Origin of the sequence: Parabacteroides sp. CAG:2 (assembly GCF_000436315.1) — a bacterium.
In the GTDB taxonomy this organism is placed as follows: Bacteria; Bacteroidota; Bacteroidia; order Bacteroidales; family Tannerellaceae; genus Parabacteroides; species Parabacteroides distasonis.
This window is the reverse complement of record NZ_FR885265.1, coordinates 1-16,184: the sequence shown is the minus strand read 5'-3', so window position 1 is coordinate 16,184 and position 16,184 is coordinate 1. Positions and strand designations below refer to the sequence as shown.

At 44.8% G+C, this 16,184-nt stretch carries 12 protein-coding genes; 9 read left to right on the top strand and 3 right to left on the bottom strand.

The features are described 5' to 3' along the window. Positions 1 to 50 precede the first annotated feature (50 nt). Positions 51 to 1,976 (bottom strand): biotin/lipoyl-containing protein, encoded by a 1,926-nt coding sequence (locus QVP94_RS02795; RefSeq protein WP_022191922.1) that lies wholly within the window; start codon positions 1,974 to 1,976, stop codon positions 51 to 53. Between the two features lie 18 nt (positions 1,977 to 1,994). Beyond that, on the bottom strand, positions 1,995 to 2,291 hold the full coding sequence (locus QVP94_RS02790) for an OadG family protein (RefSeq protein ID WP_008773957.1): 297 nt from the start codon (positions 2,289 to 2,291) through the stop codon (positions 1,995 to 1,997). Between the two features lie 289 nt (positions 2,292 to 2,580). Between QVP94_RS02790 and QVP94_RS02785 the strand changes: the two genes are divergently transcribed. The 9 genes from QVP94_RS02785 to QVP94_RS02745 all read left to right on the top strand — a co-directional run bounded on the left by QVP94_RS02785 (position 2,581) and on the right by QVP94_RS02745 (position 13,950). After that, positions 2,581 to 3,546, top strand: coding sequence for a tetratricopeptide repeat protein (locus QVP94_RS02785; RefSeq protein ID WP_011966942.1), 966 nt, complete (start codon positions 2,581 to 2,583; stop codon positions 3,544 to 3,546). A gap of 811 nt (positions 3,547 to 4,357) precedes the next feature. Continuing rightward, complete coding sequence (locus QVP94_RS02780) at positions 4,358 to 5,464, top strand: hypothetical protein (RefSeq protein ID WP_011966941.1); 1,107 nt, start codon at positions 4,358 to 4,360, stop codon at positions 5,462 to 5,464. A gap of 32 nt (positions 5,465 to 5,496) precedes the next feature. Continuing rightward, positions 5,497 to 7,524 carry a fimbrial protein gene (locus QVP94_RS02775; RefSeq protein WP_011966940.1) on the top strand — a complete coding sequence of 676 codons (2,028 nt, stop codon included), beginning with the start codon at positions 5,497 to 5,499 and terminating at the stop codon, positions 7,522 to 7,524. Positions 7,525 to 7,552: 28 nt separating this feature from the next. Then, on the top strand, positions 7,553 to 9,451 hold the full coding sequence (locus tag QVP94_RS02770) for a FimE-like fimbrial tip protein (protein WP_022191921.1): 1,899 nt from the start codon (positions 7,553 to 7,555) through the stop codon (positions 9,449 to 9,451). Positions 9,452 to 9,771: 320 nt separating this feature from the next. Beyond that, a complete protein-coding gene (gene rpmH, locus QVP94_RS02765) occupies positions 9,772 to 9,924 on the top strand; it encodes a 50S ribosomal protein L34 (RefSeq protein WP_005633099.1) in 153 nt (50 codons plus the stop codon). Positions 9,925 to 10,074: 150 nt separating this feature from the next. After that, positions 10,075 to 10,701, top strand: a complete 627-nt coding sequence (locus QVP94_RS02760) for a PASTA domain-containing protein (RefSeq protein WP_005861027.1) — start codon at positions 10,075 to 10,077, stop codon at positions 10,699 to 10,701. Between the two features lie 4 nt (positions 10,702 to 10,705). Then, a complete protein-coding gene (locus QVP94_RS02755) occupies positions 10,706 to 11,785 on the top strand; it encodes an RluA family pseudouridine synthase (protein WP_022191920.1) in 1,080 nt (359 codons plus the stop codon). A gap of 2 nt (positions 11,786 to 11,787) precedes the next feature. After that, positions 11,788 to 12,780, top strand: coding sequence for a D-alanine--D-alanine ligase (locus QVP94_RS02750; protein WP_022191919.1), 993 nt, complete (start codon positions 11,788 to 11,790; stop codon positions 12,778 to 12,780). A gap of 6 nt (positions 12,781 to 12,786) precedes the next feature. Next, positions 12,787 to 13,950 carry a 1-acyl-sn-glycerol-3-phosphate acyltransferase gene (locus tag QVP94_RS02745; protein ID WP_022191918.1) on the top strand — a complete coding sequence of 388 codons (1,164 nt, stop codon included), beginning with the start codon at positions 12,787 to 12,789 and terminating at the stop codon, positions 13,948 to 13,950. Between the two features lie 105 nt (positions 13,951 to 14,055). Here QVP94_RS02745 and QVP94_RS02740 read toward each other — a convergent pair whose 3' ends face one another. After that, positions 14,056 to 15,444 carry a helix-turn-helix transcriptional regulator gene (locus QVP94_RS02740; protein ID WP_288213161.1) on the bottom strand — a complete coding sequence of 463 codons (1,389 nt, stop codon included), beginning with the start codon at positions 15,442 to 15,444 and terminating at the stop codon, positions 14,056 to 14,058. Positions 15,445 to 16,184 lie beyond the last annotated feature (740 nt).

Below are 16,184 nucleotides of genomic sequence, written 5' to 3'. Positions count from 1 at the left end.
GATATTGCTGAACGCAGTCATCTCATATAAGTTTTGAAATATCTCGTTCATTATTGAATCGTCATTAATACATCATCCTCAGATACGGCATCACCGGAAGACAGGCAGATCGCCGTGATCGTTCCCCCGAACTCTGCACGTACGGCATTGTATGTTTTCATGGCCTCCACGTAGCAAAGGACATCTCCTTCTTTCACTACGTCGCCCACCTTCACCGGTGTATCGGAAGCATTCTTTACTAGGAAGAATTTACCTTCCAGCGGAGAAAGCACCTCTTTTCCAGCGCCTGCGGGAACGTTTGTTGACTCCGGGGCTGCCGGGGCGGGAGCCGCTGCCGGTTTAACTTCCGGAGTCGCGCTGTTGGTATCACCGAAAGCGACGGTCACACGGTAAGCCTGTCCGTTTACATCTACGGTCATGACTTGCGGAGTCGTTGGCATCGCTAATGTAGCGGCTGGTGCCGGAGCCGATGCGGCCGGAGTAATGGGTGCCGCCGGTTTGCCTGCATTCGCTTTCTCAGCCTTACGTTTTGCCACGTCTGCTTTAAACTCGACCTTGGCCTTTCCGGAGCGATATGCCTCGTATTGAGCGGGGTGCATGGCGTATTCGAAGAGCTCTTCCTCGTCCTCGCCGACTTCCCATTGCTTCTCGTTCATCAACTTGCGATACTTATCCAACGCGTCCGGATAATTGTCTTGAGGATTGCCCTCGAAGAACTGGCGGCCTTCGGCCTTCGCCTTCTCGACGATCTCGGGAGCCAACGGGCCCGGAAGACGTCCGGCCTTTCCGAGGATCATATCCCAGATATCGTCGGCGATCATGCTCCAGCGAGCTTTCCCCTTCTCCATCTGCATGACGTTCATCAAAGCTAGGTTCTTCACGTATTGGCTGAATGGAGTTACCAATGGAGGATAACCGACACGTGGCCATACGTAAGCTACCTCGTCGAACAACTTGATCAATAACTGGTCTTGAGACATCAGCGGTTTGTTGTTCTTTATATTGCTCTTGTTGATCGTCTCTAGGTTCTTCTCAAGGTCCGCCATCAAGCTACCCATCATACCGCCCGGAAGTCCCGGTCCGATCAGCAAGGAATTCATCAACCGGTTCTTCGGGCTGATATACAATCCCAAGAAATCATCCATGAATTCTTGAACCAAGGCACGAACCTTCATATAAGCCTCCATATTGATCTCGGGCACCTTATAACCGGCGTCCTTCAACATCGCCTGTACGGTCAGCAAGTCCGCATGTCCTGTACCCCAAGAAAGCGGCTCCATACCTACGTCGATATAGTCGCAACCCGCGTTACAAACCTCCATGATGGAAGCTACGTTAAAGCCGGGACCGGCATGGCTATGATATTGGATCGGGATCTCCGGATATTTTTCCTTGATATTGGCTACGATACGGCCTAATGTGTACGGACGTCCGATACCGGCCATATCCTTGATACAAATCTCATCCGCTCCGAGCTCGATCAGCTCGAATGCCATCTTGGTATAATACTCAACCGTATGTACCGGAGAATGCGTGATACACAAGGAGCATTGTGAGATCATACCGGCCTCTTTCGCGTATTTAATAGATGGGGCGATATTCCGTACGTCGTTCAAACCGCAGAACGTGCGGGCGATATCCGTTCCCTGCGCTTTCTTTACCTTATAAAATAGCTGACGTACATCGTCGGGTACCGGGCTCATGCGAAGGCCGTTCAACGCGCGGTCCAACATATGCGTCTGGATACCTGCCGCATGGAAAGGTTTTGTCCATTCACGGACCGCTTTATTAGGATTCTCGCCGAATAATAAGTTGACTTGTTCAAATCCTCCGCCATTCGTTTCCACCCGGGCGAAACAGCCCATCTCGATAATTGCCGGAGCGACTCTGGTTAGTTGGTCTACGGTCGGGACATACTTTCCGGCAGATTGCCACATGTCTCTGAAGACCAAACTGAATTTGATTTCTCTTTTCATGATATTAATATGTATTATTTATACTTTCTCAATTTTGATAACTTTCCCCTGTCCACGGGTCACGGCGCTGATTGCCGATACGATGGCGGCTGTCTCCTGTCCGGAAAGACTGCCGATTGCGGTGGTTTGCGTTGGAGTGGCCGTTTGTACCCGAACGGCTGCCGCTACCGGCTTTTTCGCTATGATCTCTTCCGGTGCGTATTTATTCACCAAGACGATAAGTCCTTTTCCCAGATTGATAACGATCAAAAGGATAGCAAATACGGTGGTCATTCCAACTACCATTAACAAAAGTCCTGTCTCTATATTCTCCATATTCTATATTTGTGGCTAGCTTAAAAGGTTTCTACAAAGGATTGAGCAACTTTCAGCCAAATTAAAAACAATCGCAAAATTATAAAATACTGGAAAACGATCTGTTACATTTTAATTAAAAAAATGAAAATAAATAAGCGAAACGGCCTTTTCGGTGAATGATTGTCAGCTTGAAAAAACACGTACGTGTTTTTTCCGATGCTTGTACGGCTGAAAATTCAAATATATTACCGTAACTTTGCGGTGGAACTCTAATAATGTAGAACTATAATAATTAAGGAATAAGACCATGGGAAATTTCTTTACATCTTTATTCTCTTCTTCCAAACCGGCCGAGGCGACGGAGGATAAGGCGAAGAACGAGCAGAAGAACTTTGATATCTTGAAATACGACGGCGTGCGTGCCCAGAAGATGGGAAAACTTGCTTATGCGATCAAATGCTTTACGGAGGCGCTGAATATACAGGAGGATTTTGAGACGATGAGCTATCTCGTCTCCGCTTATACGATGGCGAACGAGCTGGGGAAAGCCGAGGACGTGTTGAACCGGATGGTTGAGATGGAGCCGGATCATATCGCTACCCGCTTGACTCGCGTTAACTTATTGTTTATGTTGGATAAGGATGCGGAGGTCATAACCGATTGTTTGCACGTGATCGAGCTAGAGCCTTCTAATCATGTCGCTTATTTCATGATGGCAAAAGCGAAGAAAGCGACGAATGACGTATTTGGCGCTATCGCCGACCTAACGAGATCGATCTCCTTGAAGGAGGATTTCGCCGATGCTTATTTATTGCGTGCAGAGATTCTTTTAGGACTGGGACAAGCTAAAGAGGCGCTGCCCGATGTGGAGAAAGCGATCGAGATCGTGCCGGAGGAGGAAAGTTCTTATTTATTGAGAGGACGTATTCATATGGCTTTAGGGGATATCGAGGCTGCGAATTCTGATTTCCAGCAGGTCCTAGATCTAAATCCGTTTAATGAGGATGCTTGTATCTTATCTGGTCAGTTATTGATCGAGCAAAAGAAATATGACGAGGCGATCGCTTTCTTTGACGAGGCGATCGAGACGAATCCGTCTTTTGCCAAGGCTTATAGTGAGCGTGGGCGAGCCAAGAATCTGAAAGGTGATAAGACCGGTGCGTTCGAGGACTTGAAGAAATCTTTGGAACTGAATCCAGAAGGCGAAGAGGCCCAGAAGATGAACGGACAGCATTCGAATTTCGATAATATGTATAAAGGGGGAATCTTTTGATCAAGGTAACCACTTTTTCAATCCCATTGGATACCTCTAGTTGTAGAGACGTAGCGTACTACGTCTCATCCCTTCAAAATGGTAACTTAAAGTAAGGACATACTACATTCCAAGACAAATTCCATACAATAAGTATATGAATGACATGGCTCTGTAAGTTATTGGACATTAGTGTCTTAAAAATACGATTGTGTTTTTCGCAAAAGACGTACGTGTTTTTTTGAAAAGTCGTAAATGTTTTTCGAGAAACACGTACGACTTTTTACCGAATCATTCGATAGAGAACAAGAGCATACATAGAAATATACGATAAGCCTCCCTTATCACTGGATCTTCTCGTATGAAACAGTACATCAAAAAATCTCTGGAAACGAGTTTATATTTTTTCTCAGCGTAGGTATCTCTATCGAAATGATAGGATTCTCTATCGTTTATTTCAGCAAGCCTCAAATTGCTAGTTTTACCCCTTAAAGTTGAAAGTTCCGCCTATTCCCTACATTAATGTATCCATCTAATTTTGTCCGTGTAAAAAGTTCACAAGCTTGATTTTGGAAACTTAGTCCCGATAGGACTATTTAATCTAGCCCTATTATTAAATCCTTATATTATAATCTCTTATATAAATCCATCCCCTTTAGAGAAGAACTTATGAAAATCATCCTTACCTGTTTTCTTGTAGGGTAAAGAGTTGATACTTTCTTGTATATCCTCTTTACTTAAGCCTGTTTAAAGTATTTAGTCCTATCGGAACTAAAACGATCCTTATATTCTAAACAACGAGGAATAAGTTAAACGAATAAAATATAGGGACATGAAAATAAAGACAATAATCTCAAGTATTTGCTTGATGCTATTAGCAGTCGCTTGCTCGATGGAGGATGACGTGCTGAGGGACATGGAGATAGGAGATTCGGGAAATGTTGAGATAGAGATGGGAGAGGCCGCTTTTGTTCTTAAGACTTCTCTTTCTTCTTTGGAGACAAAATCCTTATCTGATGCTGGAACATTACCTGCTTCTATGGATGAGGCAGAGATTAATAATTGTACGTTGATATTTTTTGAGGGCACACAAGTCAGTTCCATAATGGAAGGGTTGTTTGTGAATAAGGAGAATTATATCGTTAAAACGAAAGACGGAACGAAAGATGATTGGGCTAAAGTGATTTTAAAAGTGAAAAAGCCTAGTCCTTATTCCGTGATGGTAATCGCTAATAGCTCGAAGTCGTTTGCGGGTTGCCAATCGGAAAATAATATAAAGGATATAATACAGGATGATAAGGATGCTTTGGTAAAAGTTGGGAAAATGGATATCAGTTTTGATACTGACTTTGCTGGCTATCCAACAATTGCGGAGGCATTGGGAAAGCCTTTAGAAATAGGTGCAATACCTCTTTCTCAACTAACAGCTCGAATAGAACTTGCGGAATTTAATGTTTCAGGTTTTCAAGGAGCATCTGTTAAAGAGAAGGTTACTGTTACAGGAGTGGATCTGTTAAACTTGAATCCTGAGAGTTATACGATAAATGAGCAAACTCATAAAAATGCGACTTATTTGTCTGAGAGTAAAACGTGTAATGTGGAGGTCTATAATGGGGTATCGGATCTTCCGTCAACTTATTCTTTTGTAGATAATAAGAATCTATTGTCTTTTTATTCTTTCCGGAATCTGGCGAAGGCAGAGAGTGATCAAGTAAAAATGCAGGTTCGGTTCAAAATAGGAAATAGCAATGAGGAAAGAACTACGAGGCCGTTTGTGATCAATAAGGAAGGAAATATCTTACATGGCGTTAAATCCGGATATGTTTATCGCTTGGTTGTCAATATGACTATTATTGGAGATAAAGTCGAGACAGAACTACTTTGCTATACAAGAGATTGGTTGAATAATACCATATCCATTCCTATGGAAGATAATTAAGGTGTAAACGGGTAAAATAAAAATACAAGATTATGAAAATAAGGAATATATTATCAGTGCTGTTTGTTGGACTGCTTTTCACGAGCTGTAACTCGGAAGAAGAAGTTCAGCGAGGAAATGAGGACGGGCGGGATATCTCATTCTCTATGACTCTTACTTTGGGAGAAGTGACAGCGATGACGAAAGCTGGAGGGGATATCGCTGAAGGGTATACATATTCGACAGAGGATGAGGTAAAAGTGAATAATGTTGTGGTCGCTATATTTAATGAGGCGAATGGAACTGTGGGTGAGTGCTTGGAGTACAAGTCTGTAGCGTTTGACGGGGGAATTCCCAATTCTACCGTAACGATTGATGGAAAAACATTGATTGCTTATAAAATTGATAATATACAAGCAAAGACAGGTAAGGTTCGTATCGTAGCGATTGCGAATTCAACGCATTATGAGGACTTGGCTAGATTGGGAACGACTACTTATGAGAACCTGAAAGGTTTGTCGGAAACCGTTTCAGGTGGAACTTTTGATGCTTCAAATTTGGTAAAGGTCGGGGAGTTGGCTGCGTATGACCTAAATACGGCTGTGACAAGTATATCTGTTCCGATGACACAATTAGCGGCACGCATCGATATGAAGTTTACGGTAGATGAAGAGCCGGAGACTGTGTCTGCAACAGCTGATACAAAAATAACTAACCAGTGGTTCTATACTGTAACTAAACTTACGATCAAGAATATCAATCAGAAATCAGATTTAATATTGCTTGGTCGAGATAATCAATATGATGATGCTTTCTCTACGGCAAAGGATATTACATTGCAAAATGGCGTTGCGTTACCTTTTTATACCTATGAGAAGTTGAACACGACGTTAACCCCATTGTCTATATATGTAACGGGTGATTTACAAAAGATACAGGTCACGACTACCTTTAATGAGGATATGACTATTCAAAATGTAACAAAGGGAAGTATTATAGAGGAAGAGAAAGATCATTCTTATAAATATGAGGATTTTAATCCTACAACAGAACTTGAGGGATGTACGACAAATGGTATCATACATGGTAATAGATATGAGCTTACAGGTAAAATATCCATGAAGACACAACGAATCAACTTTATGGTATCTACAACACCGTGGGAAGGCGTGGAAAAGTTTGTCGTGGATGTGGTTATTGCAGATTTGAAGTATTTGTTCGTTAGGGAGACTAAGGTGGTGATGGCGAATATCACTGAGTATAAGATTGAGTTTGCTTCTAGCTCGAATATTACGATTGATCAACCATCTTATGCGACTTATGAAAAGTATGAGTTAAAAGGAAATGTTATTACTAAAGGTACAGGATACTATGATAATAAAGATAAGCAGTATCCGTCTATAATAGGAGATTTAGGAAAGAGTGGATATATTAAAATTACGAGTAAATTACCAGAGAATTATTTCCCAAAGCAATTTGTTTTTGGAGTTCATAATGTAGAGGGTTTGAAAGTATTAGGAATTGCAGTGGATCAGTATCCTCCTCAATATCTGACAGGAGTTGTTTCTGGGGGAACTAATACACCCGCCAGTCCGACGGGTAGTACTAATCCCAATTTGTTTACTGTAACGACTATTGCTCCGGGAACATTAGTTATTGGCGATCCTTATGATAAAATTACAGGACTAACAAAAAATGATATGTTGTCCAATGAATTGGTTTCGCCAAGATTTGTAGTTGCATCTCGATATGGAACGGTGTCTGGTGGTAGTTATAACTATGATAAAGCAGTTAAACGTTGTGAGGTGTATGAAGAGCATTATACGGATGAAAGAGGGGTTTATCATTCTTATGAAGCAGGAACGTGGCGATTACCTACTTTGGCAGAATTGGAATTTATGTATACGATACAGAATTCAGATCAAGTAGTAAATTATTTATACAATACGGGGGGGCAGTATTGGAGTGCTAGAAAATATTGGTGTTATTATTTTGGAGCCAAGGGTACAGGTTACAGATATGAAACAACAAATAGCACTAATAGCAATAGATTTGTTCGCTGTGTACATGATCTTTACTGATTTTATGAACCTTTAATATTAGGTAATTATGATAAAAAAAATATATGGCTTGTTTTCTGTATTGCTGTTGCTCGCTTCATGTGCGACAGAGGAAATAGAACAAATAGAAATTCAACCGACAGATGGATCAATGGTTTCTCTTTCATTCTCTGTAGATGCTCCGAATGCTCTTGAGATTACGAAAGCGACCGGGGATGTGGAGAAAGGTGTTGAGTCCTTATATCTATATACATTTAATGAGGATGGAGAGTTTATCTCTCCAGTTGTAGAGGCTGTTGTTTCTGGCAATGGATATACGGCTTCTATCTCAAAAGAGACCCGTACCATCCATTTTGTCGCCAATGATGGAACGTTAACCCCTTCCCTAGAAAGCGGAATGGCCTCGTTAGGAACAGATAAGCAAATCTTTTGGGGAAAGAGAACTTTTAGTGAAATTCCTGCGAAAAATATAAGCAATAATCTAGAAGATGCTGGTAACAACAATGTTGAACTACTACGAAACTGGGCCAAAATAACGCTGAATCTCTCATCGGAGGCAGCTGTGAAATTGAAAAATGTTTCTTATCTCATTTATAATGAATCACAGTTGGCATCTATCGGTTATAAAGATGCGGGAAAGTTGAATATTCCAAATCAAGATTTTTATGCGCCCCAGAATGAGCCAGATGCTAGTAAATATGCGAAGCCGGGTGAATCTGTGTATACTTTTGAACATTATAATCAAGATAAGAATGCGACTTTTGTTATTATTAAGGCGCAATTTGATGGTAGCAAGACCTATACATATTATAAGATTGATCTTGCCGTAAAGGATGAGAATGATAAGGTAACTCGTGTTTATGATGTCGTTCGTAATTATGCCTTTAATATAACGGTCAAGAGCGTTTCCAGAAAAGGAGCTACGTGGGCTGAGGTTATAGATGAAAATGTGATAGCGGATAATAATATCACGGCCTCGGCTATTATGGAAAAGTATCCGAATATAACTTATGATGGCGAGGCCTTGAATGTTACAAAGACGACATTCGTTTTTACGGGCTCTTCTAACACATTGTCGATGACTGCGACATATGCGGGAACAGGGCAGTTGAGTGTGGTTCCGGGTGAGGGAATGTCGGATGTCGTAGATGGTAACTTAAGTTATCCTTCTTGGATACCTTCTGGCAATCAGACGATAACGATTACAGCCAATATAAAGCCGGCTCCTGACTCCGGTGAGAAGATAGCGTATTTCTACGTGGTAGGAGGTAATTTGCAGCGTAAGATTAAATTGGTCTTACGTCCCCCTTATGACTTTATTAATCCGAGATTTGAAGACGTGAAGGAGGGGACGGGTACAAATGAAATTGCCGCAGGTCAGAAGCAAGATGCTTATCTGAAATTCTCGATACCGGAAGATATTGATGAATCCTTATTCCCCATTGAATATAAGATATATACTAAAAAACTGTATGCAGTAGAACCCGGTGTTCGTTTGGAAACGACCGGAGCGAGCGATTGGTACTACGTCTATACGGATCAGATATTTAGTCCTGAAGAGAAGGTTATTCAATTTAAAACAAATACAGCAAATGATGATGAAGATGATGTTATTTTAAAGGCTGATTTATTCAATCCTGTTTCTGATTTGAGTTATACTAGACCTGAAAAAGTTAAAGAGACGAAAACTTTCTATTTGCAATGTCGAAGAAATGGAAGCAATGTGGGAAGTAATGTAACGATCACTTATTCCATATCAAGTGGTGGAGGAGCAGCAATTAGAACTAATAATAGCTCTAAAATAATATTGGATAAAGTATCCGTGTATGCAGATGATGAAATAACGTTTACACACACATCTAGGGGAGGTACGTATACTGCGAAAATGTCTGTATCTGATTTGGCGAAAAGTAGTACCAGTAATTATGTATTTGTGGATATGAGATAATAATAACGGGTTCCCATCCATCATGTGAATAATGGATGCGGGGAGCGTGCAGCACACAATGGATTGAATTTGTTTTACACGTAGGCTGCACCTCCTCCCCGGCCCTTTACCTCATATAGCTTTCGTGCTTTATTGATGCCATTCATTCCGTAAGGAGATGGGTGGCATCGCTTTCTTCATTTGCTGATGAAGTTAACTTGCTTTGGTCTGAGATCAAAGGTTCTTGCGTAAAAAATTGCGCAACCCTTTGTTTATTAAAAAAAAGGCTCTATCTTTGCAGCCCGAATAAGTATGCGAATAATAATAAATAATATAGAAAGATGAAAAGAACATTCCAACCTTCCAACAGAAAAAGAAAGAACAAGCATGGCTTCCGTTCTAGAATGGCTACCGCTAATGGCCGTAGAGTATTAGCTTCTCGTCGTGCTAAAGGCAGAGCTAAATTAACGGTATCTGACGAATACAACGGATAATTAGTCACGTTCTAAAGATTTATAAAGAAAGTAGAGGTTTTTTCCTAAAAAGCCTTTACTTTCTTTGTTTTTGTAGTATTGTTCTGGTGGGTATTGGTCTATATGCCGTTTTTTTTCTACTTTTGAACCGCCTACAAATACATACGTGAAATGAGTAACTTTTTTGTAAAACTGATAAAGAATCCGTTTGTCATCAATCTCTTGTTGGTGATAGTCGTGTCGTGCGGCGTTGTTTATGGCGTACTGGCGTGGCTGGATTCTTATACCCGCCATAATCAAGCGGTGGTCGTTCCGGACGTGAAAGGAATGAAGCTAGAGGACGCCGCCGAGTTTTTCGGGAATAATAAGCTACGCTATAACGTGATCGATTCCGTATTCTCGAAAGATGTGGCTCCGGGCTCCATCGTGGAGTTGGTTCCCGGTGTCGGATCGAAGGTGAAAGAGGGGCGGATCGTCTTTGTTACGATTAATGCGTTGACATCCCAGATGGCCGTGATACCGGAGGTGGAAGACTTATCTTTCCGTCAGGCGTATGCCTTGCTGCGGGCCCGTGGCTTCTCATCGGTCGAGATAGAGTATGTGCCGGGCGATTATAAAGATTTGGCGATGGGGGTGGAGTTAAACGGGCGTACCTTGCTCAAAGGGGAACATGTACCGTTGACCGCTCATCTGGTATTGAAAGTAAGCAGTGGCGATCCGAATATGCTTCCCGACTCATTGGCTTTGGATAGTATTCCGGTAGAACCATTGGATAGTGATATAGAAAACTGGTTTTAAGGGAATGGACGAGTTTTTGGACGATATGGATGATGAACAGGTAGACGACCTGTTGATGCCGGAAGAAGACGAAACATCGTCGAGCCAGATGTATGAGCATTTCCGCTTCGTAGCGGACAAGGGGCAATCCCTGCTCCGGGTGGATAAGTTCTTGGTAGACCGTATGATGGGCGCTACCCGTAACCGCATCCAATTGGCGGCTGAGGCGGGTTGCATCTTGGTGAACGATAAGCCGGTGAAAAGTAATTACCGGGTGAAACCTTTGGATGTGGTTTCTATCGTGATGGATCGCCCACGCCGGGAACTGGAGATTATCCCCGAAGATATCCCTTTGAATATAGTATATGAGGACGATGATTTGCTGGTGGTGAATAAGCCGGCAGGCTTGGTCGTACATCCCGGTCACGGTAATTATACTGGTACATTGGTGAATGCCTTGGCTTATTATTTGAAGGATGATCCCTATTATGATCCTTCCGATCCTCGTTTAGGCTTGGTACACCGTATTGATAAGGATACGTCGGGCTTATTGGTGGTGGCTAAACACCCGGAGGCCAAGAGTAACCTGAGCCTGCAGTTCTTCAACAAGACAACCAAACGTAAATACCGTGCCTTGGTATGGGGCATCGTTCAAGAGGATGAGGGGCGTATCGAGGGAAATATCGGTCGTGACCCTCGTGACCGTATGCAAATGACCGTCTTCCCGGAAGGCGATCAAGGCAAGACCGCCGTCACCCATTACACCGTGTTGGAACGCTTGGGCTACGTGAGCTTGGTGGAGTGCCGTCTGGAGACGGGGCGCACGCACCAGATCCGTGTACATATGAAATATATCGGTCATACGCTTTTCAACGATGAGCGGTATGGCGGACATGATATCTTGAAAGGAACAACTTTTACTAAATATAAACAGTTCGTGCAAAACTGTTTCGCTATTTGTCCACGTCAGGCCTTGCATGCTAAGACGTTGGGGTTCGTTCATCCTACTACGGGAGAGGAGATGTTTTTCGATTCTGAGATTCCTTCCGATATGCAGCAGCTGATCGACAGATGGCGTGTATACGCGAACACTAAAGAATTGTAAAAATGAAAAAGAACATCGCTATCGTAGCAGGGGGAGATTCCTCCGAGATCGTTATTTCATTAAAAAGTGCGGACGGAATCTACTCTTTTATTGATAAAGACAAATATAATTTATATATTGCCATCGTTAAGAGGGATGAGTGGGCGGTTATACTTCCTAGCGGGGAACATACACCAATTGATAAGAATGATTTTAGCTTCAAGGAGAATGGCGTGACGAGGCATTTTGACTTCGCTTATATAACGATACATGGTACTCCGGGCGAGGACGGACGTTTACAAGGATATTTCGATATGATCGGTATGCCTTACTCGTCTTGCGGGATGCTGGTGAGCGCTTTGACATTCAATAAATACGTATGTAATCATTACTTGAAAGACTTTGGTGTAAAAATTGCCGCATCCATTCATTTATTCAAGGGAGAGACTATTACGGACGAAGAAGTCGTGACTCGTTTGGGTTTGCCTATTTTCGTGAAACCAAACGATGGGGGTAGTAGTTTTGGCGTGACGAAGGTGAAAGAGGTCTCCGCTATCCAGCCCGCTATCGCTAAGGCGTTTGGGGAAGGACGTGAGGTGATTCTTGAGAGCTTTATCGATGGAACGGAAGTGACATGCGGTTGCTATAAGGTGGAGGGTAAAGAGGTTGTCTTTCCTTTGACCGAGGTGGTTACGGATAACGAATTCTTCGATTTCGACGCAAAGTATAACGGGCAGGTGGACGAGATCACTCCGGCCCGTATCTCCGCCGAGTTGACGGAGTTGATACAGCGCAAGACATCAAGGATCTACGATATATTGGGCGCCAAAGGGCTGATTCGTGTGGATTATATTATTCCGGCAGACGGGGAGCCTGTCTTACTGGAAATAAACACGACACCGGGAATGACGGCTACCAGCTTTATCCCACAGCAAGTACGTGCGGCGGGATTGGATATAAAGGATGTCATGACAGACATTATTGAAGACGAACTCAAAAACAGAAAAACAAAATGAATAGATATGGATACAGAAACAGTTTCCCCTAATTTCGACGACATCCGTCCGCTGAACAACAGTGAGGTGAAGGACGCGATTGAAAAATTGGTCGCCAATGAGGATTTCGAGCGGGCTTTACGTTACATAAAGCCGAATTTGAATTGGGAGGAATTCTCAGTTGCCATGCGTGCTTGCAAGACGAAGGAGGAGTTTAAATCTACTCTGGCCTATGACGCTGTAATGACGGTGGCGAAAAATACTACTTTCTCGCTTACTATCTCAGGGCGTAGCCGTCTGCCGAAAGATAAGGCGGCCTGTACGTTTATCTCGAACCATAGGGATATCGTATTGGATGCCTCCTTCTTGAACGTCATGTTGTATGATGTGGGGTATGGTATGACGCAGGTCGCTATCGGCGACAATCTTTTGATCCGTCCGTGGATCGAGACGTTGGTGCGTTTGAATAACAGCTTTATCGTGAAGCGTGGCGTTTCTGTTCGTCAGATGTTGGAGGTCAGCAAGACGCTTTCCGCCTATATCCATCATGCGATCAAGAATGTGAACGAGTCTGTATGGATCGCCCAGCGTGAGGGACGTGCCAAGGACTCGGACGATCGTACGCAGGGTAGCGTATTGAAGATGTTGAGTATCGGCGGTGATAAGGATAATCTGTTGTTGAATTTGATGGACTTGAATATCGTACCGGTCGCTATCTCCTACGAGTTTGATCCTTGCGATTTCTTGAAGGCGAAAGAATTCCAGATGAAGCGGGATGATCCGGATTACGTGAAATGTCAGCGGGATGATTTGTTGAGCATGGAAACGGGTATCCTGAATAATAAGGGGCGTGTCCACTTCACGATCACTTCCCCGATCAATGATTCCTTGGCTAAACTGGACAAGGATATGGAGAAGAATGAGCTGGTAAGCGCTATCGCGTCCGTTATCGACCGGGAGATCTATAAGAACTATCGTTTCTATCCTTGTAATTACGTAGCTTATGACTGGCTGAACGGCACTCGCCGTTTCCACGAGCATTACGGACCGAAGGATAAGAAGCAATTCGAGGAATACTTGCAAGGACAATTGGATAAGATCGTCCTTCCGAACAAGGATGAGGCGTTCTTACGTAAGAAGATCTTAGAGATGTACTCCAATCCGCTGAAAAATTATCTGACAACTTTATAAGCGGCCTTTATCGGCTATGCGTAGCGGTTCGTACTTGATCCGCCCTTGATCCCCTCTTTCCGGCGAGCATGCCACCTTCGGGTGGCAGCCGCCGGAAAGGAGGGATTATCTTTTTTGCAAGAATTCGTCCAAGGATTCCTCTTTCTGCAATCCAAGTTTCTTGCGGATACGGCTGCGTCCGGAGTTGACGCTGGGACGGGAGATGCCCAAGGCCAACGAGATCTCGTCCGTGCTCTGCTTCAGGTAGATCAGCATGCAGAGTAGTTCGTCGGATTTGGTCAGTTCCGGGAAGTCCTTACGCAAGCCGGGCAGGAAGCGAGGGTACAGGGCGGCGAAGGATTGGCGGAACCGCAACTCGTCCTCGCCGCTCAGCAAGGAGGGGTTGAGCTTCTGGCGTACGCTGTCGATCACCTCGTTATGGGCGGCTTGCTCCAGCTCGGCGCTCAGTCGCTCATTGCGGCGGTTCAGTTCTTGTTGGGTAGCGAGGAGATTATCCAGTCGTTGACGCTGGATCTCCCGCTCACGTTGGTGAAGCCGGCGACGTTGGAGTGCGTAGACAATGATCCCGGTCAGCAGGCAAATGGCTAGGATCAGGATGACGCGCGTATAAACGAGCGAACGTTCCTTCAAGGCCACTTCGGCGGATAAGGCCCGATTCTCCTGCTCCTTCCGTCCGGTCTCGTAGCGTACGTTGGCACCAATGGCGTACCGCTGCTTCTCCGCCAGTTGCAACGAGTCGTGTATCTCCTTGTATTCCGGGTAGATCTCGGCCATCTTGTCTCCCTTCTTCTGTTCGGCGTAAAGGTTGAGCAAATGCCGTCCGGTCCAATCCATCATATCGTTCGCCTCGTATTTCTTGTAGAGAGCGTAGGCCTCTTCCATCAGGGGGAAGCCTTTTTCCGGCTTTCCGTCGCGTACGAGGCAGGCCCCCAGCATGAATTTGAAAAGATCTTGATACCCCGCGGAGATCGCTTCTTCCTCTTCTATCAATTCCTTGTACCCTTCGAGGGCGGCAGGGATAGAGTCGGGCACATATTCGTAGTAATAATTGTAAAGTATGTTTTTGGCGGCGAGGACATAGGCGTTCTCTTTCATCTCCTCCCCTCTCTTTAAGGCCTGCCGTGCGTAATATAAGGTAGAGTCGTGCTGTTCCAGCTCCCAGAAAATCCCGGCTTTCATCCGGTAGAGGTCGCTGATGGTAAAACTATCCAACTGGAGGGAGTAGTCGATGGAGCGTGAGATGGCCTCCATAGCCTTGTCGTACAATCCGAGGTCGCTATAGGTGGAGGAGAGGTCGGCGAAGGTGTAGACGAAGCCCCGGTTGAGCTTCTCGGGGTGGGCTACGCACCAGTCCATGGCTTCCTGTATGACTTCCACCTCTTTTTCCCGCATTCCCTTGCGGCGGTAATAATGGCCGAGGGTAGAGAGCAGGTCGGCCGGATCGTCGGCGGCATCGGGGTGGAGGCGATAGACGGCGAGGGCCCTTTCTTGCATACGGATCGCGTCCGAAGGGTCGCGGCGGAATTTATAGAGCGTGTTGGCTACCGCTTGGGCGATACGGATCTCTAGCCACGGGTCGTCGGAAGGGGGAAGAGCGGCGAGGCTGTCGGCGAGGCGCAAGGCCTCCTCCCGGTTGTCGCGGTCGTTGAGCTGCCGGAGTATCTCCTCGGTACCGGGTTGGAGCTGCCGGGAGAGGGGGCCGTCCGTAGGAGGCGTGTCGTGCCGGCAAGCGAGGGTGGCTAGCGAGAGGAGGGTGGCTAGCAGGAAATGCGTGATGTCTCTCATCTGCGTATGATTTTTCGGTTTCCCGCGAATATACGCCGTTTTTCTTGTAAAATAGCCTGTTTCGGGGTGTAAATCGATTGAATCATCTATTGGTTTTTTATCCGTCCGAAGGCCCGGCGGCGTACCTTTGACTTGTTCGTACCACCGGTGCCCCGAGCGGCGCGTCAATTAAATTGATGATCGCATTTCGCACGGATAAGGCCGTTGTTGAGGACTTGTTGAGTGGATTGCTCAAAAAAGAATTCGTCGTATAAGGATAGGAATGGTTTCCTTTGAGAAACAAAAACGAAGTAGTAATGGAAGGGTCATACTTACGGATTTTGATGATGTGCGGGATGCTGGCGCTCCTCCTCTGCGGGGGCTGCTGGGTGTTCGCGTGGAAGCATCTGCGCCGGCGGATCGACGAGCGATTCGACGTACTGTCGGAACACTTGGAGCGTCACGCCGCC